General features: G+C 66.0%; 26 protein-coding genes and 1 pseudogene. 10 read left to right on the plus strand and 17 right to left on the minus strand.

Translation table 11 applies throughout. The features are described from left to right. Window positions 1-303 precede the first annotated feature (303 nt). Window positions 304-513, plus strand: coding sequence for a cold-shock protein (locus tag FB548_RS13540; protein ID WP_055942770.1), 210 nt, complete (start codon window positions 304-306; stop codon window positions 511-513). Window positions 514-744: 231 nt separating this feature from the next. Here the strand turns inward: FB548_RS13540 and dbpA are convergent, their stop codons facing one another. Genes dbpA through FB548_RS13560 form a run of 4 tightly spaced genes read right to left on the minus strand, consistent with a single transcriptional unit; the run spans window position 745 to window position 3,935 of the window. Continuing rightward, window positions 745-2,121 carry an ATP-dependent RNA helicase DbpA gene (gene dbpA / locus FB548_RS13545; RefSeq protein ID WP_142125306.1) on the minus strand — a complete coding sequence of 459 codons (1,377 nt, stop codon included), beginning with the start codon at window positions 2,119-2,121 and terminating at the stop codon, window positions 745-747. A gap of 41 nt (window positions 2,122-2,162) precedes the next feature. Continuing rightward, window positions 2,163-2,597, minus strand: a complete 435-nt coding sequence (locus FB548_RS13550; protein ID WP_142125307.1) for a barstar family protein — start codon at window positions 2,595-2,597, stop codon at window positions 2,163-2,165. Continuing rightward, a complete protein-coding gene (locus FB548_RS13555; protein WP_255470558.1) occupies window positions 2,594-3,163 on the minus strand; it encodes a ribonuclease in 570 nt (189 codons plus the stop codon). The genes FB548_RS13550 and FB548_RS13555 overlap by 4 nt, the downstream gene beginning before the upstream one ends. Window positions 3,164-3,170: 7 nt before the next feature. Beyond that, entirely contained in the window at window positions 3,171-3,935 is a 765-nt protein-coding gene (locus tag FB548_RS13560) for a YbaY family lipoprotein (protein ID WP_142125308.1), read from the minus strand. Between the two features lie 161 nt (window positions 3,936-4,096). Here FB548_RS13560 and FB548_RS13565 point away from each other — a divergent pair, with 161 nt between their 5' ends. From FB548_RS13565 to FB548_RS13575, 3 genes are all read left to right on the plus strand, one after another. Continuing rightward, window positions 4,097-4,681, plus strand: coding sequence for a YdeI/OmpD-associated family protein (locus FB548_RS13565; RefSeq protein WP_255470559.1), 585 nt, complete (start codon window positions 4,097-4,099; stop codon window positions 4,679-4,681). 148 nt (window positions 4,682-4,829) lie between these two features. After that, window positions 4,830-5,711 (plus strand): ZIP family metal transporter, encoded by an 882-nt coding sequence (locus tag FB548_RS13570; protein WP_142125310.1) that lies wholly within the window; start codon window positions 4,830-4,832, stop codon window positions 5,709-5,711. A gap of 50 nt (window positions 5,712-5,761) precedes the next feature. Further along, the gene (locus FB548_RS13575) at window positions 5,762-6,514 is read left to right on the plus strand and encodes a glutathione S-transferase family protein (protein ID WP_142125311.1); all 753 of its coding nucleotides are present in this window, start codon (window positions 5,762-5,764) and stop codon (window positions 6,512-6,514) included. 73 nt (window positions 6,515-6,587) lie between these two features. Here the strand turns inward: FB548_RS13575 and FB548_RS13580 are convergent, their stop codons facing one another. Then, the gene (locus FB548_RS13580) at window positions 6,588-8,342 is read right to left on the minus strand and encodes a M14 family metallopeptidase (RefSeq protein WP_142125312.1); all 1,755 of its coding nucleotides are present in this window, start codon (window positions 8,340-8,342) and stop codon (window positions 6,588-6,590) included. Window positions 8,343-8,491: 149 nt separating this feature from the next. On the opposite strand from FB548_RS13580, the gene FB548_RS13585 reads away from it, so the two are divergent. From FB548_RS13585 to FB548_RS18815, 3 genes are all read left to right on the plus strand, one after another. Beyond that, a complete protein-coding gene (locus tag FB548_RS13585; RefSeq protein ID WP_142125313.1) occupies window positions 8,492-10,108 on the plus strand; it encodes an MFS transporter in 1,617 nt (538 codons plus the stop codon). Window positions 10,109-10,117: 9 nt separating this feature from the next. Continuing rightward, window positions 10,118-10,735, plus strand: coding sequence for a rhomboid family intramembrane serine protease (locus FB548_RS13590; protein WP_142125314.1), 618 nt, complete (start codon window positions 10,118-10,120; stop codon window positions 10,733-10,735). A gap of 80 nt (window positions 10,736-10,815) precedes the next feature. Then, entirely contained in the window at window positions 10,816-11,535 is a 720-nt protein-coding gene (locus FB548_RS18815; protein WP_185742113.1) for a histone H1, read from the plus strand. A gap of 145 nt (window positions 11,536-11,680) precedes the next feature. Here the strand turns inward: FB548_RS18815 and FB548_RS13600 are convergent, their stop codons facing one another. Beyond that, window positions 11,681-11,884: a hypothetical protein gene (locus FB548_RS13600; protein ID WP_142125315.1), complete on the minus strand. Its 204-nt coding sequence runs from the start codon at window positions 11,882-11,884 to the stop codon at window positions 11,681-11,683. Between the two features lie 198 nt (window positions 11,885-12,082). Here FB548_RS13600 and FB548_RS13605 point away from each other — a divergent pair, with 198 nt between their 5' ends. The 3 genes from FB548_RS13605 to cfa all read left to right on the plus strand — a co-directional run bounded on the left by FB548_RS13605 (window position 12,083) and on the right by cfa (window position 14,416). Beyond that, window positions 12,083-12,376 (plus strand): GNAT family N-acetyltransferase, encoded by a 294-nt coding sequence (locus tag FB548_RS13605; protein WP_142125316.1) that lies wholly within the window; start codon window positions 12,083-12,085, stop codon window positions 12,374-12,376. Window positions 12,377-12,444: 68 nt separating this feature from the next. After that, the gene (locus tag FB548_RS13610) at window positions 12,445-13,290 is read left to right on the plus strand and encodes a DUF3298 and DUF4163 domain-containing protein (RefSeq protein WP_255470560.1); all 846 of its coding nucleotides are present in this window, start codon (window positions 12,445-12,447) and stop codon (window positions 13,288-13,290) included. 7 nt (window positions 13,291-13,297) lie between these two features. Further along, window positions 13,298-14,416 (plus strand): cyclopropane fatty acyl phospholipid synthase, encoded by a 1,119-nt coding sequence (gene cfa, locus FB548_RS13615; RefSeq protein WP_142125317.1) that lies wholly within the window; start codon window positions 13,298-13,300, stop codon window positions 14,414-14,416. A 64-nt stretch (window positions 14,417-14,480) separates the two neighbouring features. Here the strand turns inward: cfa and pilH are convergent, their stop codons facing one another. The 11 genes and pseudogenes from pilH to FB548_RS13670 form a co-directional block, all read right to left on the minus strand. After that, a complete protein-coding gene (gene pilH / locus FB548_RS13620; protein ID WP_093297747.1) occupies window positions 14,481-14,873 on the minus strand; it encodes a twitching motility response regulator PilH in 393 nt (130 codons plus the stop codon). 104 nt (window positions 14,874-14,977) lie between these two features. Next, window positions 14,978-15,973 carry a YhdH/YhfP family quinone oxidoreductase gene (locus FB548_RS13625; RefSeq protein ID WP_142125318.1) on the minus strand — a complete coding sequence of 332 codons (996 nt, stop codon included), beginning with the start codon at window positions 15,971-15,973 and terminating at the stop codon, window positions 14,978-14,980. Window positions 15,974-16,084: 111 nt separating this feature from the next. Then, window positions 16,085-16,378 (minus strand): GIY-YIG nuclease family protein, encoded by a 294-nt coding sequence (locus tag FB548_RS13630; RefSeq protein ID WP_142125319.1) that lies wholly within the window; start codon window positions 16,376-16,378, stop codon window positions 16,085-16,087. A 250-nt stretch (window positions 16,379-16,628) separates the two neighbouring features. Next, window positions 16,629-17,222 (minus strand): TIGR00730 family Rossman fold protein, encoded by a 594-nt coding sequence (locus FB548_RS13635; protein WP_142125320.1) that lies wholly within the window; start codon window positions 17,220-17,222, stop codon window positions 16,629-16,631. A gap of 131 nt (window positions 17,223-17,353) precedes the next feature. Then, window positions 17,354-18,790, minus strand: coding sequence for a dihydrolipoyl dehydrogenase (gene lpdA, locus FB548_RS13640; protein WP_142125321.1), 1,437 nt, complete (start codon window positions 18,788-18,790; stop codon window positions 17,354-17,356). 185 nt (window positions 18,791-18,975) lie between these two features. Next, window positions 18,976-20,202 carry a dihydrolipoyllysine-residue succinyltransferase gene (sucB, locus tag FB548_RS13645; protein ID WP_142125322.1) on the minus strand — a complete coding sequence of 409 codons (1,227 nt, stop codon included), beginning with the start codon at window positions 20,200-20,202 and terminating at the stop codon, window positions 18,976-18,978. 41 nt (window positions 20,203-20,243) lie between these two features. Then, window positions 20,244-23,072, minus strand: a complete 2,829-nt coding sequence (locus FB548_RS13650; protein ID WP_142125485.1) for a 2-oxoglutarate dehydrogenase E1 component — start codon at window positions 23,070-23,072, stop codon at window positions 20,244-20,246. A 187-nt stretch (window positions 23,073-23,259) separates the two neighbouring features. Continuing rightward, a complete protein-coding gene (locus tag FB548_RS13655) occupies window positions 23,260-24,171 on the minus strand; it encodes a GNAT family N-acetyltransferase (protein ID WP_142125323.1) in 912 nt (303 codons plus the stop codon). Between the two features lie 2 nt (window positions 24,172-24,173). Beyond that, window positions 24,174-25,418 (minus strand): annotated as a pseudogene (locus FB548_RS13660) (cupin domain-containing protein); the annotation flags it as partial. Between the two features lie 85 nt (window positions 25,419-25,503). Further along, window positions 25,504-26,409, minus strand: a complete 906-nt coding sequence (gene bla / locus FB548_RS13665; RefSeq protein ID WP_142125325.1) for a subclass B3 metallo-beta-lactamase — start codon at window positions 26,407-26,409, stop codon at window positions 25,504-25,506. After that, on the minus strand, window positions 26,409-26,807 hold the full coding sequence (locus FB548_RS13670; protein ID WP_142125326.1) for a VOC family protein: 399 nt from the start codon (window positions 26,805-26,807) through the stop codon (window positions 26,409-26,411). The genes bla and FB548_RS13670 overlap by 1 nt, the downstream gene beginning before the upstream one ends. Window positions 26,808-26,827 lie beyond the last annotated feature (20 nt).

Below are 26,827 nucleotides of genomic sequence, written 5' to 3' on the forward strand. Positions count from 1 at the left end.
GGTTCGGGCAAGGGGGCGTCATGATACGCCGCATGGAGGGGCGCCCCCCCCGAATGCCGGCAGCCGGTCAACCGGACCGCCCGGACATCCCTGTTCAGCTTTTGGGCGGGAAGGATTCGCTTTTCTCCTGAAACCCCGGTAGAGTGCCGGCACTGTGCTTGCCAGGGTCACCGTGAATCGTGAGCCTGATGCGGTAGATACATCTGCTACATCTTCCCGCTTTACCAACGCCTGCAAACCCAGTCCCGTCCCGGTTTCCCCGGGGTTGTGGTCCTTTCATCCATGTTTCAGGAGTTAGTAAAGATGTCTGATCGTCAGACCGGTACCGTCAAGTGGTTCAACGACGCCAAGGGCTTCGGCTTCATCACCCCGCAGAGCGGCCCCGACCTGTTCGTGCACTTCCGCTCGATCCAGGGCAATGGCTTCAAGTCGCTGAAGGAAGGCCAGGCGGTCTCCTTCGTCGCCGTGCAGGGCCAGAAGGGCATGCAGGCCGACCAGGTGCAGCCGCTGTAATCCAGCGCTGAACCCTACGGTTCAAGAAAACGCCGGTGCGCAAGCACCGGCGTTTTTGTTTGCGTGCTCGCCAGATGATGCACGCGGGCGCGATGGATGGTCGTGCACCTTCAACCGATGTCGTCATTCCAGCGCACGCTGGAATCCAGTGACCATCAGCAAGACAGTTCTGGCCGCTCGGCCGGAAAATCAACAGCAAGATGGGTCCCGGCTTTCGCCCGTACGACGGGTTCAGAGCTTCCGTACGCGGAAGCTGCGGCCCTTGATCTTGCCGGCGTTGAGTCGCGCCAGCGCCGCGCCGGCCTTCTCGCGTGCAACCGCAACGTAGGTACGCGTGGCGAAGACGTTGATCTTGCCGATCACGGAAGCGGACAGGCCGGCATCGCCGGTCAGCGCGCCGAGCACGTCGCCGGGGCGCAGCTTGTCGGTCTTGCCGGCGTCGATGCGCAGCGTGGTCATCGCGGCGGGCGGCGCGGTATTGGCCTTGGGGGCTGATGGGACATTGCGGTCCCACAACAGCGGCGCGCCCAGGCGTTCCTCGATCACGGCGGCGCGCGGCAGTTCGCGCGGCGTGCACAGGCTGATCGCCAAGCCATCGCGGCCCGCTCGGCCGGTGCGGCCGATGCGGTGCACGTAGGTATCCGCGTCGCTGGGCATGTCGTAGTTGACGACCAGCGCCAGATCCTCGATGTCCAGTCCGCGTGCGGCCACGTCGCTGGCGACCAGCACGTTGCAGCTGCGGTTGGCGAAGCGCACCAGCACTTCGTCGCGGTCCCGTTGTTCCATGTCGCCGTGCAGGGCGAGCGCGGAGAAGCCGAAGTGCTGCAACGAACCAGCCACTTCGTCCACGTCCTTGCGCATGTTGCAGAACACCACGCACGACTCCACGCCGCGCTGCGCCAGCAGGCCCGCCAGCGCTGTCTGCTTGCGCTCCGGTTCCACGCGCACGAAGCGTTGCTCGATGACCGCCTGTTCCTGTGGCGCGTCCACCGTGACTTCCAGCGGGTCGCGCAAGGTGTTGCGGGCAATGTCGCGGATGGCGTCGGTGAAGGTGGCCGAGAACAGCAGACTCTGGCGATCCTTCGGCGTCTTGCCGGTGATCTCGCGGATCGGCTCCTCGAAGCCCATGTCGAGCATGCGGTCGGCCTCGTCCAGCACCAGCGTGCGGATGCCACCCAGGTGCAGCGCCTTCTTGCGCAAAAGTTCCTGGATGCGGCCAGGCGTGCCGACGACAACGTGCGGGTCGTGCGCTTCGAGCGAGCGCAGCTGCGGTTCCAGCGGCATGCCGCCGCACAGCGTCAGCACCTTGAGGTTGGGGATGCCCACGGCCAGTTTGCGCACCTGCTGCGCCACCTGGTCGGCGAGTTCGCGGGTCGGGCACAGCACCAGGGCCTGCGTGCGCCCCGTGGCGACATCGAGCCGGTGCAACAGGCCCAGGCCGAAGGCAGCGGTCTTGCCGCTGCCGGTGGGTGCCTGCGCGATGACATCACGGCCATCGAGGATGGCGGGCAGGCTGCGGGCCTGGATGGGGGTCGGCCGGGCGTAACCCAGCGCCTGGACACCCTGCTGCAGGCCGGGTGCCAGCGGAAGAGAAGTGAAATCGAGCATGCGGCATTTTCGCAGATCGGCGCGGTTGCCGTCGGGAAAACCTATTGCAGGTCGGGGAAATCTTCCTCGGGCAGCGCGATGAACGACCAGAACGGGACCTCGTTGGACGTCCAGAACTGCGAGACTTCGTCCAGGATGTCCAGCAGGGTGTCGAAATCGGCCTCGGTGCGTTCGCGCAATTCGTGGGCCTGTTCGAAGAGCAGGACGTAACCGGGTGCCTCCAGCCAGGACAGGTCGCGCAGGCTGTCGGACAGAGCATCCCAGTTGCGCCCGGAGGATTGCGGGAAGTCCAGCACCGTGGCGATGCGCAACAGCAGGGCGCCCTTGCTGTCGCAGCCTGACAGGTCGATCCGGCGCGACAGCAGCCCGGCATCGCGGCCGACCGCTGCCAGCGGATCGAGATCATCCTCGGTAACGAAGAAGACGCCCGCGCGCGTGGGATCGGCCAGGCCGGGATCGAAACCGGATTCGCTCATGGCAGGGTTCCGTTGCCGATCTCGAACCGGCGGAAGCTCTCATAGTGGTCGTCGGTGTAGTAGTACTCGCGCGGTGGTTGGCCGCCGGTGACGATGCGGCGTGTACCGCGATGGTCGAGCCCGGGCGTGTCGACCGTGTACTCGCGGTAATAACCGCGCGACTGCCGTGGCAGCCGTCCCTCTCGGTTCTGGAAGACGCTGCCGTCCTGGCGATGCGGGAATGGCCCGCCGCGCTGTATCAGCGCCAGTGTCTGCCGGGCCTCGGCCGGCAGGAAGGCGGGAAGCGCCGTCCCGTCGCCGCCCGATCGCGCGGCGACGGGTGGCGCGATGTCGGGGACGTCACCCGCGAGTTTGCCGGGGCGCGTCTGCTCGACCGGTGGCAGCGCAAGTTCGGCGCTGGTGTGGCGGGGATCCGCGGTTTCATGCGACGCGATGGCCGGCGCGGCAGGCGCTTCGTCGCGCTGGGACCACCACCAGGCGCCCGCACCCAGCACCAGTAGCGCGAGGAAGGCGAACAGGGGGAGACGCTGCCGACTCTGTCGGCGGGCGCGGGAACGTCGACTCATGCGTGGATCATTCCGTCAGGAAGCGGCCGCAGCCGCGGTAGACCTTGCCACCCACCGTCAGGGTCGCAGAGGCCGGGTACTCGTTGTCGCTCATGCCATCGCTGCAGACTTCCTTCTTCGTCGTCAGCGACACGGCCAGGCCATCGGCGGTGCTGCCGACATAACCCTCTGCCGTCTTCCGGGACTGTGCGACATCGATCTTGCGTTCGCCGTAGTCCAGGTCGGCGCTCAGGCGCGGCGTGGAGCCGGCACCGACTTCCACGGACCAGCCCGGTTCGGTTCCGATGCCACGGAAGACACTGCCGCGTGCCCTGGCCTGCTCCCAGGGTGTTCCCGTCGCAGGAGGAGCCGGATCTCCACCAGCCCGCACCATGCGGAATTCAACCGGTGCAGACGCGCCGGGCGTCACCGGCACGCGCGTATCGGTGACGAACCAGAGTTTGCCCTGCGCGTCCCGAAGGCCAGCGTGCAGGCCGTACATGCCGTTCGGACGCAGCTTGGCGGGGTCATAGGGGAGGGTGAACGCGAACGGCGGGCCCTTCAGGTCGCTGAAGTCGGCGCTCGCGACCACTGCGGCGGGTGTATCGGCCAGCTGGTTGTCCACGAGTTGCACGCTGAGCGTCGCGCCTGGCGGCGGCGCGATGCGTTCGAGATAGATCGCCCGCCCCTGGATCGCAGCAGCGGGCTGGGTCGGGGCTGCGTTGCCAGTGGGCGGCGACTGGCAGGCAGTGAGTGCCAGCAGGCAGGCGGTGATCAACAGCGGACGGAACATCGCGCGCTCCTAGGGATGGTCGTGGCTGGCCGCAAGCTTAGCGGTGGCCGGTGTAATGGTTCGTCAACGCGGAAATGGTCGTGGTGCGGTCCCGGTTCGCGTCCACGCGCCCGTCGCGCCGGGACATGCAGGCTGCCGGGATGCCGTCGCACGATCCGAGAGTGGATGCCTACATCGCGAAAGCGGCCGAGTTCGCGCGCCCGGTCCTCGACCGCTTGCGGAGCGTGGTGCACGAGGCGTGTCCGCAGGTGGAAGAGACCATCAAGTGGAGCATGCCGTCGTTCCAGTACGGCGGCCGCATCCTGTGCAACATGGCGGCGTTCAAGCGGCACGCATCGTTCGGCTTCTGGCAGCACGCGCAGGTCACGGACGGCAAGGCGCGCGACGGCATGGGGAGCCTGGGCGAGCTGGTGTCGCTGGAAGATCTGCCACCCAGGCAGGAACTGATTGCACGGGTGCGCAAGGCGATGGCGCTGATCGATACTCCTGCGGCGTCATCGGCGCCCGCGTCAGCCAGGGCCGCTGCGCGTCCCGTGCTGCGCACGCCGGCGGATCTCCGCGATGCGCTTGCCGGCGACCCGGAAGCGAAGGCGACATTCTATGGCTTCAACCCCAGCGCCCGGCGCGACTACATCGAGTGGATCATCGGGGCCAAACGGACGGATATGCGTGAGCGGAGACTGACGCAGGCGGTCGCTTGGATGGCGGAAGGCAAGATGCGCCACTGGAAGTACCAGGCACGCTGAGTCCGCATCGCGCGACATGGGCCGCCCCCATCGCGGCGATTCAGCATTGCGATGACGATGTGGTTTGCGGAGGTTAGTATCGGTCGCAAGCCAGCGAATCCCCGTCATCGCACTGCGCACGACCCTGCGCGCGCCGGAGACCCATGGCATGAATCGCGTTCTGCGACCCTTTGCCTACACCCGTGCCGCGGTGGCCTGGCCCTACATCGCGGCCGTCATCGCGCTGGTGTGTGCGGCGTTGTGGGTGCTGTGGCTGGTGCCGCCCGGGCAGGGGAGCGGCATGCGACTCGCGCTGCGCGGCGGTGCGTTGTGTGCTGCTGCCACGGCGATCGGTGCGTTGCCGGTGCTGGTGATGCGGACGATTCCGCAGCGGCTGGCAGACGGGCTGCTCGGCTTCGGGGCCGGCGTGATGTTGGCGGCCACGGCGTTCTCGCTGGTGTTGCCGGGCTTGGCGGCGGCGGAAACGCAGGGTTTCTCGCCTTGGAGTGCGGCGGGTCTCGTGAGTGTCGGGATCCTGCTGGGTGCATTCGCGTTGCTCGCGCTCGACCGTGGACTGGTCGACGACCCACTGGACGCACAGCGTCGCCTCGTACCCTCGCGGGTGATGCTCTTCGTGCTGGCCATCGTGCTGCACAACATCCCGGAAGGCATGGCGGTGGGTGTGGCGGCCGGTGGTGCGCTCAGCGGTGCGGCCGGGCTGGCGATCGGGATCGCCCTGCAGGACGTACCGGAAGGCCTGGTGGTTGCCCTTGTGCTTGCGACGGCGGGCATGGCGCGGAGCAAGGCGGTCTTCCTGGGCGCGCTGTCGGGCGTGGCCGAACCCCTGGCCGCGATTCCCAGCGCATGGGCAGTCGGCATTTCGTCGGTGCTGCTGCCGTGGGGGCTGGCGTTTGCGGCGGGAGCCATGCTGATCGCCGTGGGCTACAGCGTGATCCCCGAGTCGAACCGGCATGGCCACGGCGGCATCGCATCGTTCGGGCTCGCGCTTGGCTTCTGCCTGATGATGGTGCTGGACACGGCATTGGGTTGACCGCAAGGCGCGACGTGCCCACCCTGCCATTGTCCTTGCTGGAGAATGGCATGTCCGAACCGCTGACGATCATCGGCAACTACATCTCGCCCTACGTGCGCAAGGTGCTGGTCTGTCTGGAGCTGAAAGGCATTCCGTACCGGATCGATCCGATCGCGCCCTTCGTGGGCGATGCGGAATTCAGCCGCCTCAGTCCCTTGCGTCGCATTCCCGTATTGCGCGACGGCGACCTGGTGCTCAACGATTCCACGGTGATCTGCGAGTACCTGCAGGACAGGTTTCCGCAGCCGTCGCTGTATCCGGCCGATCCCGTGAAGCGGGCACAGGCACGCTGGCTGGAGGAATACGCGGATTCCTACCTGGGCGATGTGATCGTCTGGCGCATGTTCTTCCAGAAGGGCGTGCGCCGGTTCCTGTTCAACGAAGGCACCGATGAAGACGTGGTCCGGAGGGCCCGGGACGAGGAACTGCCGGTTGCGCTGGATTACCTGGAAGCGCGACTGCCCGTCGCCGGTTGGCTGTTCGGTGACATTTCCATCGCCGACATCAGCATCGCTGCACTGTTCCGCAATGCGGTGTTCGTGAAGTACCACGTCGATGCCCAGCGATGGCCGCGTACCGCCGCCTTCCTTGCGCGTGCCTGGGCGTTGCCGCCGTTCCTGGCACTGGCTGCCTACGAAGAGCGGACCCTGCGCACGCCGCTCCCGGAGCAGCGTGCGGTACTTGCGGAGATGGGGGCGCCGCTCACCGACACCACCTGCGGCAATGCGGCGCCGCGCTATGGTGTGATGCGGCTGGGGTGACGGACTCCGGTCAGCATCTTCTGCAGGAGCGGTGCGAGGGGTGACGACCCGCTCCTGCAATCCCATAGGGGCATCACGGGTTCGTATCGACGCGCAATACCGGATAGAGCCGATAGCGTTCGTCCCATGACGGATGTCGGCGGTAGAAGAATTCGAGCCGTGCAGCGGGATCATCGGAGAAGGCTTTGTCTTCACGCAGCCGGCGTTCGAACTCGGCCTTCACGGCGGGGTCGCGCAACATCTCGCGTGCCACGCTCTCGGCCACGTAGTCTTCCATGTACTCCTTGCGCTCGAACGCATTGTTGAAGCGGCCCCAGGCGAGCAGCGAATCGGGCGCCTGTGGTTCAAGCAGCGCCATGACCAGGCGCGACTTCGCCTGCGCGATGGGCACGAACAGCGTGCCGGCCGGCACGCTGCGTGCTTCCTGCTTCCAGTCGCCTTCCACCGTCAGGCGCTGGCGGGCTTCCACCGGACCGCTGCCGAAGCTGGTTTTCGTGGCGCGAAACGCGGCCACGTCACCCTGCCAGGGCCTGCCGAGCAAGCGATACTCCGCGCCATGCGTCTTGAGTACATCGGCAACCCAGGAGGCTTCCGCGGCAGGCACCAGGTAGCCCGCTCCGGGCGCATAAATGACGAGTGCAGGGCGAACATCATCCTTCAGCGGCACCTTCCAGAGCTGCGGTGTCGTTTCGTCGTAGCGCGTCATCAGTGCGCCGGATACATCCGAGCGGGTCCGCGTGTAAGCGTATCCGCGAAAATCCACGGTACGTGCGGCGGGCGCGGCCGCATAGGTCAGCGGTTCGGGGTGGCCGGCGAGTTGCGCGGCGGCGGCATCGGCTTCCCGTGCACTGGCGAGCCAGTCGCTGCCGTGCGCGGCCACTTGTTCGAGTACCGACACCACCGTGTTGCGGGTGATCTTCACCCGTACCGGGTACTCCTTCCAGGAATGCGTTTCGACCAGCATCGCGATCCGGTTGCGGAGCAGGAAGTAGCCATGCGAGAAGCGGGGCGGTGCCACGCTGTCCTCGAAGCCGGAAGTCGGATCGTCAGTGACGACGAAGGATGGGTAGTAGGGGAGGGGCAGCGAACCCTGCGCGGCGAGATCGCCGATCACCGACGTCCTGAGGGCCAGGCCTGCCTGCCGCAGCCCTGCGTCGCCGGCATGCACGGGCTCCACCTGGATGGAGATGTCGTGCTCGAACTGCGCGCCATTGGTCGCGTGCAGGTCCACTGTGATCAGCGGATCCCAGCGCTGTACGAGCTGCAGCATCGCCCGCATCTCCGGGGTGTCGGCTTTCAGGTAGTCGCGGTTGAGGTTGAAGTTCTGCGCGGTGGTGCGCCAGCCCATCTCTTTCGGGCCGCGCTGGTTGGGACGGTTCCATGCGCCGAAGCGCTCGTGGCCGTCCACGTTGAACACCGGCACGAACAGCCACACCTGCTTGTCCAGCGCACCGCTCGCTGCCTTGCCTTCGAGCACCTCGCGCAGCGCCAGGAAGCCGGCGTCCTTGCCGTCGATCTCGCCGGCATGGATGCCGCCCTGCACCAGCACGACGGGAAGTCCGCGCTTGCGTGCCAGGTCCGGCGTCAGCGCGCCACTGGTCGTGGCCACCAGCATTTTCATCGGGCGTCCCTCCGGCGAGGTGCCGAAGGTGTGGCAGCGCACCGCCTTGGGGTACTGGCGCGCAAACGCGTCGCACAACGCGATGACCTCGTCGTAACGCCCGGTTTCAATGAACCCCGAGCGCTCTGAAACGGTGGCGAGGGGAGGCGTGGCATGCGTCAGTGGTGCAAGGACCAGCAACAACACGGCGTAGAGGGGACGCAGCATGGAAAAATCCTGAACAGGGCAGGGGCGAATGATGCCGCGCAATCGCGGTCAGTCCCAGTCCCCGTTGTCCGCGTGCCCGGCACCCGGGTGGTTCGACCCTGCGCGGGCGGATACGGTAACCTTCCGGGACTTTTTCACCGGAAGATCGGATGAGCACGACCGCAGAAGCCAGCCAGGGCCGCATGCCCCGCCAGATCCCCTACATCATCGGCAACGAGGCGTGCGAACGGTTCAGCTTCTACGGGATGCGCAACATCCTGGTGCCGTTCCTGATCAGTTCGGTGCTGCTGGCCTACCTGCCGGACCAGGCGGCGCGCGAAGGCGCGGCGAAGGATCTGTTCCACAGCTTCGTCATCGGCGTGTACTTCTTCCCGCTGCTCGGTGGCTGGCTGTCGGACCGCTACTTCGGCAAGTACAACACCGTCCTGTGGTTCTCGCTGATCTACTGCGCCGGCCACGCCTGCCTGGCGATGTTCGAAAGCCACGCGACCGGCTTCTACACCGGCCTGTTCCTGATTGCACTGGGCTCGGGTGGGATAAAACCCCTCGTGGTGACGTTCTGCGGTGACCAGTTCGACCAGACCAACAAGAGCAAGGCGAAGGTGGTCTTCGATGCGTTCTACTGGATCATCAACTTCGGTTCGTTCTTCGCTTCGCTGCTGATGCCGCTGGTGTTGAACAGCTGGGGTCCGGCGTGGGCCTTCGGCATCCCCGGCATCCTGATGTTCATCGCCACGCTGATTTTCTGGGCCGGACGCAGGAAGTACGTCAATGTGCCGCCGTCACGCGGCAACGATCCGGATTCGTTCCTCAACATCGTCCGCAGCGCCCTGTTGGGCAACGAGCGTGGCATCGGCACGCTGGTGGCCGCTGTGGGCGTGATCGGTGGTGGGGTGATGTTGCTGTTGTGGGCGCTGAAGTTCGCCGGTGTCGCGCTGTGGCCCGAAGCATGGGGGTTCGTCATCACCGCCTGCCTGGCGCTGGGTGCGGTGATCGCCGGCGTCGGTTTCGGTGCATCGCTCCAGCTGGAGTCTGCGCGCGGCATGCACCCTGACGCGGCCATCGAAGGCGTGCGTTCCGTGCTGCGCATCCTGATCGTGTTCGCGCTGGTGACGCCGTTCTGGTCGCTGTTCGACCAGAAGGCATCGACCTGGGTCATCCAGGGCAAGGCGATGCAGATTCCGCATGACCTGTGGTGGTGGCCGAGCCGGCTGGTGAAGGACGCCACCCAGATGCAGGCGCTGAATCCGTTGATGGTCATGCTGCTGATTCCGTTCAACAACCTGGTGCTGTATCCGGCGCTGCGCCGGATGGGCTTCAACGTCACCGCGCTGCGGCGGATGGGATGGGGCATCGCCATCTCCGCGCTGTCGTGGGTCGTGGCCGGCCTGTTGCAGTTGCAGATGGACGATGGTCAACAGGTGTCCCTGGCCTGGCAGACCCTGCCTTACCTGCTGCTGACGTTCGGTGAAGTGCTGGTGTCTGCGACGGCACTTGAATTCGCGTACAGCCAGGCACCGATGGCCATGAAGGGCGTGATCATGGCGTTCTGGTACCTGACGAGCACCTTCGGCGGGCTGTGGGTCTTGCTGACCAACGCCAGCGTGCGTGACCCGGCGGTGATCGGCTGGATCCAGACGCAGGGCTGGACCGAGAACGCGTTCCTGATGTTCTTCTTCGCCGGTTTCGCTTTCGTGGCGGCATTGGCATTCGCGCTGTACGCGCGTACGTATCCCATGCAGGACAACTACCGCACCGCGGCGTAAGGACGAGGGATGAGCGCACCCATTACCCTGCTGCTGATCGCAGTGACCTGCGTGGTCAGCTTCATCGCGTTCCGCACGCCGTCACTGTTGATGCGGCTTATCCTGTGGCCGCCCGCGATCCACCGGCACCGCCAGTACGATCGGCTCGTGACTTACGGGTTCATCCACGCGGATTTCTGGCACCTGCTGTTCAACATGTTCACGCTGTTCTTCTTCGGGCGACTGATGGAACAGGTGATCACCCAGATAAGCGGCAGTCGGCTGACCTTCGTGGCGTTCTATTTCTCCGCGCTGGTGGTGTCGATCCTGCCGACCTACCTGAAGCACCAGAACGACCCCAACTACCGCAGCCTAGGTGCGTCGGGTGCGGTATCGGCGGTGCTGTTCTCCTACATCCTGATCGACCCGTGGGCGCGGATAGGCGTGTTCTTCATCCCCATGCCCGCCATCGTGTTTGCCGTGCTCTACATCGCCTACAGCATCTGGATGGACCGTCGTGGCGGCGACAACATCAACCACGGCGCGCATCTGGCAGGTGCTGCTTACGGCGTGTTGTTCCTCGCGGCGATGGAGCCTCGCGTGCTGGGCCATTTCCTGGAAGCGTTGTCGCAGCCAAGCTTCGGTTAAGCCATCATTGCGGTAGCGCTCACCTGCGCTGAAGGTTCTGCGTGTTATCCCGGTGCCACGTCTCACACGTGGAGCAGCGCATGGCAACCGCAAAGACACGCAAGGCAACCCGCAAGACCGCGAGCAAGGCCACCACGAAGAAAGCGCCCGCCAGGAAGGTCGCGAAGAAAGCAACCGCAAAGAAGGTGGCCACGAAGGTCGCCGCCAGTACGACGAAGGCCACGCGCAAGACCACTACCGGCAAGGCCGCCACGAAGCAGGCGACTCCGCGCGTCGGTACCCGGAAGGCGGGCGCCGCCAGGAAGAAGATCGCGACAAAGAAGGCAACGACAACGAAGGCAGCAACCAGGAAGGTCGCGGCGAAGAAGACGACAGGCAAGGTTGGCGGCCCCCAGCCCGCGCGCAAGGGTGCTGCGAAGAAGGTCGCGAGAAAGTCCGCAGCAACACCCGTGAAGAAGACGGCGGGCAGCGCGGCAGGATCCCGGACCGCTGGGAAGCCTGCAGCACGCAAGACGCCGGCCCGCAAACGCGCACCGCGCAGGATCACGCCGACGCAAGCGCTGGAAACGGCACGCGCGTTGCTGGAACAGAAGCACGAACTGGATCGGCAACCTGCGCCGTGGCAACAGATCGATCACCATGATCACGGCGCGGCGCCGGACGCGGGATTCGTCTCTTCTGAAGCTGCGGGCAAGGCGTTGGAACTGCATGCTGCCGAAAGCCGGATGAAAGCCATCCAGGGCAGCTCTGGAACGCAGGATCGGCGCAATCAGGGCAAGCGCGACCATCGCGGCGAGTGATCGCCACGGCGAGGAGAAAAGTCAGGAGGGAGTTCCGTGCTGCGTGCGTCAGACGATGCAGCCGGGACGGGACTCCGGCGCGGCAGTCACACCCGAAGGCGGACCCCTGCGCCGCGCCGGAGCACCCGGTAGAAAGGCCGAGCGATCAATCCACCAGCGAGTGAACGGCATGCACGCCCGCGGTGTCGCTGCTGGAGTAGGTGGACATCAGGCGCTCGTACACGGCGTTGTTCAGGCGCTCGAACTCCCAGTCCTTGGTATGGCCGGTGACGGTGAGCTGGTACAGGCCTTCCAGCAGGGTGAAATCGCTGGCGCTGGAGACGTCGGGCAGTTCTTCGGTCAGGCTCATGGCGGGTTCCGGATTGCGGGTCGTTTGAGCCGTATCACGCAGCAATCGTGCCAACATGTGTTTTGCCAACTCCGTCACGCTTAATGCTGGCTTGAAATCCTTCACAAGCATGAATGTGACGCGATGCGTCCAGTTCTGCCGCGGCAGCAGGTGGGCATTGGGTCACAATGCCCCTGAGCCCCCCGCCACGGAGATGCCATGACCGGTGACCCGCCCTCCCTCGACCTGCATCACGACCCGAGCGCGCGTCGCTTCGCCACCCGGATGGATGGATGGGAAGCCGAACTGCTGTATTCGCTGCGCGACGGCCGCATGGTGATCGACCATACCGGCGTGCCCGACGCCATAGGCGGGCGCGGTGTGGCCGCCGCCCTGGTGAAGGCCGCGCTGGACCACGCGCGGTCGCAGGGGTGGCGTGTCGTGCCCGCGTGTTCGTACTCCGCGGCGTACGTTCGGCGGCATCCCGAGTACGCCGATCTGGTGGATGCGTGATGTGTCTGGAGGATGGCAAACGCGCGGCCTAGAATGACGGCCATCACACACCCGGAAGGAGCCCGAACGTGTCCCCCTGCATTTCCCGACCCCCATTCCGCCACACCAGCCTCCTGTTGGTGGCGATCCTGGCCTTGTCCGCCTGCAAGCGGGACGCCGCCGCCCCGACCACACCCCCAGGAGAGGCAGCCCAGCCCAGTGCGACGCCCGTGGACGCACCGGCTCTGCCAGTCGAGCTGAAGGATGTCATCGAAAGTACGGACCGTTATGTCGTGGGGATCAGTTATCCGGCATCGGTCAACCGTTATCCGGCCCTGGCCAAGGCGCTGTCGGACTATGCGACGGCGGAACGCGCCGAACTGATGGAAGCGGTAGAGGCCTTCGGCAACGACAAGCCCACCGCACCGTATGAATTGTCGCTGGCGTTCGAGCAGGTGGTGGATACGCCGCAGATCGTGGCAGTCGCGGCGGACGGCAGCCGTTATACCGGGGGTGCGCACGGTCAGCCGCTGATCGCGCGCTTCGTGTGGCTGCCGCAGCAGGACGCAAGGCTGACGGCCGCCGCATTGGTGCCCGGTCCGGAAGGCTGGCGCGCCATCAGCGACTACGTGCGGGAGCAGCTCCACACCGGCGTGGTGACCCGCGCCGATGAGGACGAACTGGCGCCGACGGATCGGGCGGCGCTGATCAAGAGCACTGCGCGCATGATCGACGAAGGTACCGAGCCCGACGCCGTCAATTTCAGCGAATTCGTACCCGTGCTGGATGCCGCGGGCCGCATCACGGCGCTGCGGTTCGTCTTCCCGCCTTACCAGGTGGGCCCTTACGCGGACGGTACCCAGGCGGTCGACGTGCCGGCTGCCGTGCTGCTTCCGCACGTTGCGCCGGAATACGCGGGGCTGTTCGCCCGCTGATGCCACGATGCCGCATCATCGCTTCCAGCGCAGGATCACGGACCTGTTGGCCGAAGCGGATGTGCTGATCGGAGGGGATCGGCCTTGGGACCTGCAGGTACACGACGCGCGCTTTCATGCGCGCGTCCTGGGGCAGGGTTCGCTGGGCCTGGGTGAAAGCTACATGGAGGGCTGGTGGGACGCGGTCTCGCTGGATGGGCTGCTGTTCCGCCTGCTGGCAGCCCGGATGGACGAACGCGTGCACCGCGCAGGCGAGGTCTTCGATGCGCTGCGTGCTCGCCTGACCAACCTGCAGTCGCCGCGCCGCAGCGGCGAGGTGGCGCGACGCCACTACGACCTGGGCAACGATCTGTACCGCGCGATGCTGGGCCGCCGACTGGTCTACAGCTGCGGCTACTGGCGTGGGGCGAAGGACCTGGATACTGCCCAGGAAGCCAAACTGGATCTTGTCTGCCGCAAGCTCCGCCTGCAGCCGGGCATGCGCGTGCTCGACATCGGCTGCGGTTGGGGCGAGGCGTTGAAGTTCGCGGCCGAGCGTTACGGCGTTGGCGGCGTCGGCATCACTATTTCCCGCGAACAGGCAGAGTACGCCACCGCACTCTGCGCGGGGTTGCCGATCGAGATCCGGCTGCAGGACTACCGGGAGGTGGACGAGTCGTTCGACGCCGCCTTCTCGCTGGGCATGTTCGAACATGTCGGCGTGAAGAACTACGCAGGCTATTTCGATGTGGTGCGCCGTTGCCTGCCGGCGGAAGGCCTGTTACTGCTGCATACCATCGGCGGAATCCGGTCGGTCAACCGCACCGATCCCTGGATAGCGCGCTATATCTTCCCCAATTCGATGTTGCCCTCCGCGCTGCAGATCACGCAGGCCATCGAAGGGCGCTTCATACTGGAGGATTGGCACAACTTCGGAACGGACTACGACCGCACATTGCAGGCGTGGCGTGAGAACGTCGAGTCGGCATGGGATGGACTGGATGCGCGCTACGACGAGCGTTTCCGGCGGATGTGGCGGTTCTATCTTGCAGTGTCGATGGCCACCTTCCGCAGCCGCCGGTCCCAGCTCTGGCAGGTCGTGCTGTCACCGCGCGGCGTCCCCGGCGGCTACGTGGCGCCGAGATGAAGCGCTGGAACGGAAAGAGCAGGCCGGGGCCTGCTCTTCGCATGTCGGTGGATGTCCTGCCGGTTCAGGCGGAGGGCGGCGACGGCAGCTCGCGGGCGTTGAAGATGCGCTCGATCACCTCGGCCAGTTCGTCTTCCGAGAACGGCTTGGTCAGGTAGGCCTTGGCGCCTTGGCGCAGGCCCCACATGCGGTCGGTGTCCTGGTCCTTGGTGGTCACCAGGATGACGGGGATGTGCTTGGTCGTGGCTTCGCGGCTGAGCGTGCGCGTGGCCTGGAACCCGTTGAGATTGGGCATCACCACGTCCATCAGGACCATGTCCGGCAGCTCGCGCTTGGCGACTTCCACGCCCGCGGCGCCGTCCTCGGCGGTGATGGATTCGTGCCCCAGCTTTTCGACGATGCGCTGGATGCCCAGCAACTGCGAGGGTGAATCGTCGACGATCAGAATTTTTGCCATGGAGTTCCCCAAGTTGTCCCCGCCGTCGATTGTAGAGCGTGTTCGGGACAAGACAAATGGTCGGGACGGCCAGCCGGTGACGCCTGTCGTGCCGCCACTGCCGTTCATCCCATTCGCAGGAGCGTACGTCCGAAGGAGCCACCGGCCAGCATGGTGCGGAACACGTCGGGAAGCCCGTCCAGGGTGGTCTCGCGGGTGCAGATGGTGTCCAGGTGGGCCGGCTTCCAGTCGCTGGCCAGGTGCTGCCAGACCGCGTCCCGGATATCGCGCGCGGTGCCGGCCGAGGCCACGCCCAGCAGGGACACGCCGCGGATGATGAAGGGCATGACAGTGGTGGGCAGGTCGGCACTGGCGGCCAGCCCGGCAGTGGCTACGTTGCCATAGGGCACGGTCTGGGCCAGCAGGCTGGCCAGCATCGGTCCTCCCACGTTGTCCAGGCCGCCGCCGAAGCGCGCGGTCTCCATCGGTCGCGCCGTCGCCAATGCGTCGCGCCCCAGCACTTCGCGGGCGCCGATGGCTTTCAGGTAGTCCGTGTTCTCGGGCTTGCCGCTGATCGCGTGCACGTCGAAGCCCGCCCTGCTGAAGATGTCCACTGCAAGGGAGCCCACGCCGCCGGTGGCGCCGGTCACGGCGAGCGGACCGAGGTCGGGGGTCTGCCGGTTCTCGCGCATGCGGAACAGCGCCAGCGCGGCGGTGAATCCAGCGGTGCCCAGGATCATGCTCTCGCGCAGGCTGAGGCCGGCGGGCAGGAGGATGACCCACTTCGCTTCCAGGCGGGCGTATTCGGCATAGCCGCCATCGCGCGTCTCGCTCAGGCCGCAGCCGGTGACGAGCACGGCATCGCCTTCCCGGAAAGCGGGATCGGTGGAGGCCACGACATGCCCGGCCACGTCGATCCCCCCCACCAGCGGAAACTTGCGGAGGATCTTGCCCTCGCCGGTGCCGGCGAGCGCGTCCTTGTAGTTGACCGACGAGTACGCGGTCTTGATGACCACTTCGCCCGGGTTGAGCGCATCAAGCGTCAGCGCCTCAATGCCGCTGCGATAGCCGGCGGCGTCGTTGTGGATGCGGAAGGCGTTGAACGGGGTGGAAAGGGTCATGCATTTGCTCCGTCATCCCGGCGAAAGCCGGGACCCAGTGACTTGGATTCTGCGGTCATCACGGGATAAAAGCCAAAGCGTCGATGCGCGACATTGGTACGGCAGGCAGGTTCATGCGATTTCGCCATACAGATCATGCCAGTAAGGGTTCGTGTCCTCGATAAGCTTGATTTTCCAGCCTCGCTTCCACTGTTTTAGCGCCTTCTCCCGTGCGATGGCGGATTCCATCGTCTCGTGCGCCTCGTACCAGACCAGCGTGTGGACGCGATAGCGGCGAGTGAAGCCGTAGACTTGGTCGTTCTTGTGCTGCCAGATGCGTGCGGAAAGGTGGGAGGTGACGCCAATGTAGAGCGTTCCATTGCGCTCGCTCGCCAGGATGTAGACGCATGGGGTGCGTTCTCGCATGGGGCATTCCTTGCCTGGATGAGATCAATGCCATCCTCCTCTTGCGTGCGTGTCACCTTCAAGCCAAGTCGCTGGGTCCCGGCTTTCGCCGGGATGACGATGTAATCCATTCGCGGGTGGAAGAGCCTCGCTGCTGCATACCCGTGACGGCTACACCACGCAGCACAGCCCACCCACCCTTCATCCCGGCGAAACCCGGGACCCAGTGACTTCAGAGTCCCGGCGTTCGCGGGGACGACGGAGAGGCAGCTCAGCGCAACGACTTTCGCCGTTTCTCATCCATCCACTTGTCCGCCTGCGCCGGGGTATAGGCGCGCATCCACGCGACCATCGCATCGAGGTCGTCGCCATGCCAGAGGTCGTTGCGCTGCTCAGGGTGCAGGAAGCGCTCTTCCACCATGCGGTCGATCATGCCCATCAGTGGCGTGTAGAAGCCTTCCACGTCGAGGAAGGCGCAGGGCTTGTCGCCGATGCCGAGCTGGCGCCAGGTCAGCATCTCGAACATCTCGTCCAGCGTGCCGAACCCACCGGGCAGGGCGACGAAACCATCCGACAGATCGAACATGCGCTTCTTGCGTTCGTGCATGTTGGCGACCACTTCCAGCCGGGTAACGCCCTTGTGCGCGACTTCCCAGCCCACCAACTGTTCGGGAATCACGCCGATGACTTCACCGCCAGCAGCGAGCACCGCGTCGGCGACGATGCCCATCAGGCCGACGTTGCCGCCGCCATAGACCAGTTGCATGCCCTCCTTCGCGATGCGGTCGCCCAAGGCGATGGCGCGTTCGGTATAGGCGGGCTTGTTGCCGGCGTTTGAGCCGCAGTAGACGCAGATGCTTTTCATGGCGGTGATTGGGGATTCGTGATGGGTGAAAAGCAAACGCCGGGCTGGTGCCCGGCGTCAGTGCCGTGATGCTTGGGGTCGTGCAGGGCTCGCTGTTACGAATCACCCATCACGAATCCCCAATCACCGCTTCAATTCGCCTTGTGGATCGCGCGCTTGTCCACCGCCATGGCCGCATCGTGGATCGCTTCGGACAGCGTGGGATGCGCGTGGCAGATGCGGGCCAGGTCGTCGGCGGAGCCGTTGAACTCCATCGTGATGACGCCTTCGTGCACCAGCTCCGACACGCCCACGCCGACCAGGTGCAGGCCGAGGATGCGGTCGGTCTCGGCATGCGCGAGCACCTTCACGAAGCCGGCCGGCTCGCCCATGGCGACGGCGCGTGCGATCGCCGCGAACGGGAAGCTGCCCGCCTTGTACGGGATGCCTTCGTCCTTGAGCTGCTTCTCGGTCTTGCCGACCCACGCGATTTCCGGCTCGGTGTAGATGACCCACGGCACGGTGTCGAGATTGACATGGCCGGGCAGGCCGGCGATCAGTTCGGCCACCGCGATGCCTTCCTCAAAGCCCTTGTGCGCCAGCATCGGACCACGCACGCAGTCGCCCACGGCCCACACGCCATCCACGCCGGTGTGGCAGTGGTCGTCCACTTCGATCTGGCCGCGCTCGTTGAGCTTCACGCCGGTACCGTCGGCCAGTAGGCCCTTGCTGGCCGCCTTGCGACCCACCGCGACCAGCAGCTTGTCGACCGTCAGGGTCTTCTCGCCTTCGGCATCGGCGTAGGTGACCACGACTTCCTTCTTCTTGCCCTTGCCGGTGACTTCCGTCTTGTTGACCTTGGCGCCCAAGCGGATGTCGAGGCCCTGCTTCTTGAATTCCTTGGCGGCGGTCTTGGCCACTTCCGCGTCGGCGGCGGCCAGGAAGTCGGGCAGGGCTTCAAGGATCACGACCTCGGCGCCCAGGCGCTTCCAGACGCTGCCCAGTTCCAGGCCGATGACGCCGGCGCCGATCACGGCCAGGCGCTTCGGTACTTCGGTGAAATCCAGCGCGCCGACGTTGTCGACGATGGTCTCGTTATCGAACTTGGCGAACGGCAGTTCGATGGAATCCGAACCGGCGGCGATGACGACGTTGGTGCCCTTGAGCTCGACTTCGCTGCCGTCGTGCTGCTTGACCTTGACGACGTTGCCGGGCTGCAGCTGGCCGAAGCCGTAGTACGGGGTGATCTTGTTCGCCTTGAACAGCATCGCGATGCCGCCGGTGAACTGCTTCACGATCTTGTCCTTGCGGCCCACCATCGCCTCGACGTCGATCTTCGCGTCCTTGAAGCTGATGCCGTGGTCGCCGAACAGGTGGCCCATGTTCCAGAACTGGCGCGAGGAATCCAGCAGCGCCTTGGACGGCACGCAGCCCACGCGCAGGCAGGTGCCACCCAGCGCCGGCTTGCCGTCCTTGCCCAGCGCGGCGTCGATGCACGCGACCTTCATGCCCAGCTGCGCGGCACGGATGGCGGCGTGATAGCCGGCCGGGCCGGCACCGATGACGACGACGTCGAATTGTTCTGCCATTTCTGTGTCCTTTGCCTTTTCCCTTCTCCCCTCGGGAGAAGGTGCCCGAAGGGCGGATGAGGGGCGATGGAGTGGGAGACTCCAAATCAGAGGTGGGGCTGCCGCGTTCTATCGCGAGGCCAGAGGGTGTGACTCCGTTGCCCCTCACCCCAACCCCTCTCCCGCAGGGAGAGGGGCTCGGTGCATCACATGCCCAGCAGCATGCGGTGCGGATTTTCCAGCTGGTTCTTGATGTCCACCAGGAACAGCACAGCGTCCTTACCGTCGATGATGCGGTGATCGTAGCTCAGCGCGATGTACATCATCGGCGCGGCGACGACCTGGCCATTCTCGACGATGGCGCGGTCCTTGATGGCGTGCATGCCCAGGATGGCGCTCTGCGGCGGGTTGACGATCGGCGTGGACATCAGCGAGCCGAAGGTGCCGCCGTTGGTGATCGTGAAGGTGCCGCCCTGCAGGTCTTCCAGGCCCAGCTTGCCGTCGCGCGCCTTCTTGGCGTAGTCGGCGATGCCCTTCTCGATGTCGCCGAAGCCCATGCGCTCGACATTGCGCAGCACCGGCGTCACCAGGCCCTTCTCGGTGGAGACGGCGATCGAGATGTCGGCGTAGCCGTGGTAGATGATGTCGTTGCCGTCCACCGAGGCATTGACGACCGGGTGGCGCTGCAGCGCGTTGGCGGCTGCCTTGGCGAAGAAGCTCATGAAGCCCAGCTTGATGCCGTTGGCCTTCACGAAGTCATCCTGCAGCTCCTTGCGCATCTCCATGACCTTGGCCAGGTTGACTTCGTTGAACGATGTCAGCATGGCGATGGAGTTCTTGGACTGCATCAGGCGCTCGGCGATTCGCGTGCGGATGCGCGTCATCGGCACGCGCTCTTCCGGACGTGCGCCGCCGCTGACGCCGGCGGTCTTGCCGCTGGCGTAATTGATCAGGTCTTCCTTGGTCACCGCGCCCTTGCGGCCGGTGCCTTCGACGTTGGCCGGGTCGATGCCCTGGGTGACGGCCGTGAAGCGTGCACCCGGCGGCAGGCCGTCGGTGCTGGCGGTAGCCGGGGCCGGCTTGGTGCTGGACGGCGCAGCCGCATCGGCCTTGGCGGCCTCGGCCTTCGGCTGCACTTCCTGCGCACCGGCGGCGGGCTGCTTCTCTTCCGCGGCGGGAGTGGCGGCGGCCACGGCGCCTTCCTCGATGATGGCCAGCAACTGCTGGCTGGTCACCGTATCGCCTTCCTTGAACTTGATTTCCTTCAGCACGCCATCGACGGGCGAGGGTACTTCCAGCACGACCTTGTCGGTTTCCAGGTCCATCAGGTTCTCGTCGCGCTTGACCGCGTCGCCCACCTTCTTGTGCCAGGCGGCGATGGTGGCATCGGAGACGGACTCGGGCAGAACCGGAACTTTGACTTCAGTGGCCATGGGATGGGACGTCCTGGTGGTGTTGTTCTAGGAATGGGGGCTTATTCGGCAACGTTGTCGTTGCCGAGCTTGTTGACCAGCGCATCGGCGACGAGCTTCAGCTGCTCCTCGACGTGCTCGGCGAAATGGCCGGCAGCGGGCGAGGGCGAACGCGGGCGGCCCGCGTAGTACAGCGATTGCTTGTCGGACAGGCAGGCCTGCAGGTGATGCTTGATCTGGTACCACGCGCCCTGGTTCTGCGGCTCTTCCTGGCACCAGACGAACTCGGTGGCCTTGCCGTAGCGCTTGAGCTCGGCGGCGAGCTGTGCGCGCGGGAACGGGTACAACTGCTCTACGCGCAGGATGGCGACATCGTCCTGGCCGCGCTTCTGCGCATCTTCCAGCAGGTCGTAGTAGACCTTGCCCGAGCACGCGACGATGCGCTTGACCTTCTTGGCGTCGGCGGCGGCGTCCGGGATCAGGTGCTGGAATTCGCCATTGGCCAGTTCGTCCAGCGTGGACACGGCCAGCTTGTGGCGCAGCAGCGACTTCGGCGTCATCACCACCAGCGGCTTGCGCGTGGTCATGCGCATCTGGCGGCGCAGCATGTGGTAGCACTGGGCCGGTGTGGTCGGCACGCAGACCAGCATGTTCTCCAGCGCGCACAGTTGCAGGAAGCGCTCAAGGCGCGCGGAGCTGTGTTCTGGGCCCTGTCCTTCGTAGCCGTGCGGCAGCAGCAGGGTCAAGCCGCTGATGCGGCCCCACTTGGCTTCGCCGGCGGCGATGAACTGGTCGATCACCACTTGGGCGCCATTGGCGAAGTCGCCGAACTGCGCTTCCCAGATGCACAGCGTGTTGGGGTCGGTGGTGGAAAAGCCGTACTCGAACGCCATCACCGCTTCCTCGCTGAGCAGCGAGTCGATGATGGTGGCCTGCTCGGGCTGTTCCACCAGTTGGCGCAACGGCAGGTAGTAGCTGTCGGTCTTCTGGTCGTGGAGGATCGCATGGCGGTGGAAGAACGTGCCGCGACCTGCGTCCTGGCCGACCAGGCGCAGGCCGTTGCCTTCCGCCAGCAGCGTGGCGTAGGCCAGGTTCTCGGCGAAGCCCCAGTCGGCCGGCTGGTCGCCTGCGGCCATCTTCACGCGGTCTTCGTAGATCTTCGCCACGCGCGGATGCAGCGCCACGCCGGCCGGGATGGTGGTGATGATCTTCGCCAGCGAGTCCAGCGATTTGCGCTTGACCCGGGTGTCCACCGGATCGCTGAGCTTGCCCGACAGGTACTTCGACCAGTCGATCGCCAGCTCGTCTCCCTTCTGCTTGGCCAACTCGGTGGTGTACTCGCCCGAATCCAGCTTGTTGCGGTACTCGTCCACCAGCGCCTTGCCGCCCTCGGTGGGGATGATGCCCGCGCTTTCCAGCTTGGCGGCATACATCTCGCGGGTGGTCGCGTGCTTGCGGATGGTCTGGTACATCACCGGCTGCGTGGCAGCGGGTTCGTCCGCCTCGTTGTGGCCGTGGCGGCGATAGCACACCAGATCGATCACCACGTCCTTCTTGAACTGCTGGCGGAAGTCGTACGCCATCTGCGCCACGAAGACCACCGCTTCCGGATCGTCACCATTCACATGGAACACGGGGGCGCCGACCATCTTGGCCACGTCCGTGCAGTACATCGTGGAGCGGGCGTCTTCCTTGTTGCTGGTGGTGAAACCGATCTGGTTGTTGATCACGATGTGGAGCGTGCCGCCGACGGCGAAGCCGCGCGCCTGCGACATCTGGAACAGCTCCATCACCACGCCCTGGCCGGCGAACGCGGCGTCGCCATGCATGATGATCGGCAGCACGGTCTGGCGCGCGGCGTCGGTGCGGCGCTCCTGGCGCGAACGCACGCTGCCGGCCACGACCGGGTCGACGATTTCCAGGTGCGACGGGTTGAATGCCAGCGCGAGGTGGACCGGGCCGCCGGGCGTGGCGATATCGGCGGAGAAGCCCATGTGGTATTTCACGTCGCCGGCATGGGCCAGGCTGTTGTCGTGTTCGAACTTGCCTTCGAACTCGTCGAACAGCTTGCGCGGGCTCTTGCCCAGGGTGTTGACCAGCACGTTGAGGCGGCCGCGGTGGGCCATGCCGACCACGATGTCCTTGACCCCGCCTTCGCCCGCGCTGCGGATCATGGTGTCGAGCAGCGGAATCAGCGCGTCGCCGCCTTCCAGCGAAAAGCGCTTCTGGCCCACGTACTTGGTGTGCAGGTAGCGTTCCAGGCCCTCGGCGGCCGTCAGGCGTTCCAGTGTGCGGCGCTTGGCGTCCGCGGACAGGCCGAATTGACCGCCGGCGCTCTCCAGGCGCTGGTACAGCCACTGGCGCTGGTCGACTTCCGGGATATGCATGAACTCGACACCGATGGGGCCGGTGTAGGCCGCCTTCAGGCGGGCCAACAGATCACGCAGCTTCATGCGCGTGTTGCCGCCCACGTTGCCGGTGCTGAACTCGCTGTCGAGGTCGCGCTCGGACAGGTTGTGGAAAGCCAGGTCCAGGTCCGGTGGATTGACCGACGGGGTCAGGCCCAGCGGGTCGAGCTGCGCCCCCAGGTGGCCGCGCGACCGGTATGCCGTGATCAGGCGGCCCACGTTGCGCTCGCGCTCATCGCCGCCAGCGGCCACGACATGACCGTTGTTGGCGGCCTGGCGGGCGGCGTCGGTGATCTGCTGGATTACCACCGAATGCGGGACATCCCCCGCCTCGTGGCCCTTGAATCCGTCGAAGTAAGCCTTCCATTTGGGCCCCACGCTGTCCGGGGCGACGAGGTATTGCTCGTACAGGTCTTCGACGTAGGAGGCGTTGCCCCCGTTGAGCTGCGAGGATTGCGCGAACTGCTTCAGGAGATTGTCCACGATGGCGATGGCGTGCTGTGGGTAGTCGAGGGGGCGCTTGCGGCCCATATCGCGCTATGTGTCACGCGCATGGACGAAAACCCGGAAATTATACCCCCATGCCGGGAAGCGGGCGTAACCGGATTGGACTAAAGGCGCAGGCCCCGGGCCGATGAAGGTTGTCCGGTGCCGTTATGGCGGTACCCGATCAGAGGCCCAGCGCGCGGTACTCCGTCACCGGGCGCGCGCGCTCCCACATCTGGGTGAACTCTTCCCGCAACTGGCGGGCGCGTCCGGCATGCATCAAGCCTGCTTCACCGTCGAAGCGGTGGCCCAATGGCCGGTGGTAGTAGCCCTGGTCGTCGTTGGCAACGAAGGCGGCGGTGTACGGCAGGTCCACCGGGTCCTGCACTTCGCGGAAGGCGAACACGCTGGGGAGGCGCTGCCCAAGGCCGATCAGGGGGGCCAGCATGCGCTGGGGGGTGCCGGCATCCTGCAGCAGCACCTGGACCTGTGCGCCTGTCTGGTGGGTGGCGAAACGGCGGACTGCGTCCATTACCAGTGGGGCATCCCACAGGCCAGGATCCAGCGCGCGGCTGCAGATCACCAGCGTACGCCGGGCCTGGGCCACGATGGCCGTGGTGATGGCGACCGCTTCGGCGCGATGGGCGATGGTGGTCGGCCCGGACAGCGTCCGGCGCATACCCTGGTGCTCGATGCCGGCCTCGAGGAACCGGTCTCCTTCGGGCAGAAAGCCATGACGGGTGTAGAAGGCCTCCGCACTCACCTGCGCGTGCAGCGACACGTCAGGCCAGTGGCGGCGGAGGGCCTCGTCCAGCAACGCGACCAGCATCGCTTCGCCAACGCCCTGGCCGCGCCACGTTGGCAGCACGGCCATGCGGCCGATCCGGTGGTCAGGCGTCAAGCGCGCGGCACCGATGGCGTGACCCGCGCTGTCGCGCGCGAGCACGTGATGGCAGAGCGGGTCCAGCGCATCGCGTTCCAGCTCGCGCGGTACCTGCTGTTCCTGCACGAACACAGCGTCCCGCACCTCGTGCAACGATGCAGAGGCGGTGGCATAGTCGACGGCTTCAACGTGGTAAGCCTGCGCGGCGTTCATGCGTCTTCGTCCTGCGGGTCGGGATCGTCGTCGTCGAATGCCAGCTGGTAGTGGCCCTGCGCAGCGAGCGCCATCACCGCGTCGCGGCCGGCATCGCTCAGCGCGCCGTAAGCGGTGCCATCCAGTCTTTCCAGCGCTGCCAGCAGCTGGGCGTCTTTCACCGGCAGGGCGTAGTCCAGGCCATTGCAGAACAGGCTGGCACCCTGGCGGCGGCGGCGCCACGCAAAACGCGAGAATGGATGACGCAGCAGGCGTGCGCCCTGCTGCAGGTCCCACTCCATCTCGATGCGGGACGGCGTTTCGGGTGCGGGCATGACATCGCCGGACGCGCGATACGTGGTGATGAAGCGGCCGAACCAGTCGCCCACGAGGTCGGGGTCGTTCATGCGCAGGGCATTCAGCGCTTCGACCACGCGTTCCATCGCCCGGGCGTCGATCTCGTTGGGGTCGTGCGGCGCGGTCAGGTCTTCGTCGTGATAGCGGACGGCGTCGTCTGCATCGGCGATCAGCGTGTCGAGGTAGTCGCCGATCAATTCTGCCGACGAGGGCGCGCGCATACCCACCGAGAAGGTCAGGCACGCGTTCTCCGCCACGCCGTGGTGGGGCACCAGCGGCGGCAGGTAGAGCATGTCGCCCGGCGCGAGCACCCACTCATGGGTGGGGTCGAACCGGCGAAGCAGCTTGATCGCCACGTCGTCCTGGAAGCCGAGATCGGGCGCGGGTTTCCCCATCGCGACGCTGGCATCGATCATCCAGCGCCGCTCGCCCTGTGCCTGCAGCAGGAATACGTCGTAGTGGTCCACGTGCGCGCCGACCGATCCGCCGGTGGCGGCGAAGCTGATCATGATGTCGTCCACGCGCCAGCGCGGGAGGAAGCGGAACTTTTCCAGCAGTGCGCGCACGTCGGGATCCCACTTGTCCACGTCCTGTACCAGCAGGGTCCAGTCATGGTGCGGTAGGCCGGGGAAATCCTCTTCCTGGAAGGGGCCTGTGCGGACATCCCACGTGCCGGTGTCGCGGTCCAGGCTGATCAGGCGTGCCAGCACGCCTTCCTCGCAGGCGAGGCCGGCAAGATCCTCTGGCTGCACGGGCGTTTCGAAGTCCGGGAAAGCGTTGCGGATCAGCAGTGGCCGCTTGTGCCAGTAATCGCGCAGGAAGCGCTCGACCGGCATGCCGAGCGGATACGCGTGGGTGGCTTCGATCTCGAACGGAAGCGACGCGGTGCGGGCGGAGGTCTTCTTGGTCATCGGGTCGTATCCGCGCAGGAATGCGTCGTACAGGGAAAGGGGAGGTCAGCGTTGCCGAAGGAGGCTCCGGCGGCATTGATGCCAATCAAGGGTGTGATGAGGGTGCGGTCATCGCGGCTTCGTCGGCCAGCCGCTGGTCCAGGCGCCCGGAGGCTTTCTGCGCATAGGCACGACAGGCGCCGCGGTCCACCCGTGGCGCGTTCGCCCTCGGCCCGATCCGTGTCCACAGCGCGCTGGCGGACGGATGCGGGGTGACCAGGATGTCGCAGTCCAGTGCGGCAACCCGCGCCAGCGTCCCGCGGAACGCGGCCGTATAACCGGGGTGCGCTGCGTCGTCGCTGTAGCGGTATACGTCGTCGGAGATCGCGGTCAGGCTGTCGGCGTAAACCATCTGGTGGCAGGTGTCGCCTTCACAGGACCGCCAGGTCCAACTGGTGCCGCCGGGCGTGTGACCGGGCGAAGCGACCGCTTGCAGGGCCAGCGGACCGACGCGCACCACACCGTCATCGGCAAGCGTGACGACACGCTCGACCGGGGCGATGGGTTCCGCGACCTCCAACTGCGGGTCCCGGCGGTCCGGCATGCCGCGCTTCAACGTGCCCACGGCGGGGGCGCGGGCATACACGGGCGCGCCGGTGGCGCGCTGCAGCTCGGCCAGGCTGCCGGCATGGTCGTTGTGCTCATGCGAGAACACGATGGCGCGTACGTCCTCCGGCTTGAAGCCGAGTGCGCGGATGTTGGCAAGAATCAGTGGGCCGGCCTGCGGCGTGCCGGCGTCGACCAGGATGTGGCCGTCGTCGGACGTCACCAGCAATGCGGTGATGCCGCAGGTGCCGACGTACCAGGTGTTGCCGTAGACCTGCAGCGGCGTGGCCGGGTCGTTCCAGCCGGCGTCATCGGCGCAGGTCTTGGCGGCAGGCGTGTCGGAGGCGAGCGCGGCGACCGGAAGCGCGAGGGCAAGCAAACCGCAGAGCAGGGTGGAGCGGAGCATCATATGGCGATCTCGTCGTAGCCGCGGTTGACGAACTGCAGCAGGCACCAGCCGTGGCCGAAGGAATCGGCCAGGCGGACGATGCGGCCCCAGTTCGTTTCGCGGATGGGGGATTCCTGCACTAGACCTGCCTGCACGGCGCGGTCGAGGGCGGGTTCAAGGGATTCGACGACCACGTCCAGGTGCACGGGCGTCCAGTGCCGGGTGTAGTCGCGCTGCGCCGCCGTTGCGGCCGGAGAACCGGCCGCGTTGTGCAGCAGGTAGATCGGCGCCTGTGCGCCGAGCAGTTCGACGCCATCTTCACCGAAACGGCGACCGGTGCTGAGTCCGAAGGCGCGTATGTAGAGCGCTTCCGCCGCAGGCAGATCGGGAACGTCGATGTTGATCAGCACGTGCATCGCCGCGTCCTCGCGCCTCG

The organism is Pseudoxanthomonas sp. 3HH-4 (assembly GCF_006716465.1).
Classification (GTDB): domain Bacteria; phylum Pseudomonadota; class Gammaproteobacteria; order Xanthomonadales; family Xanthomonadaceae; genus Pseudoxanthomonas_A.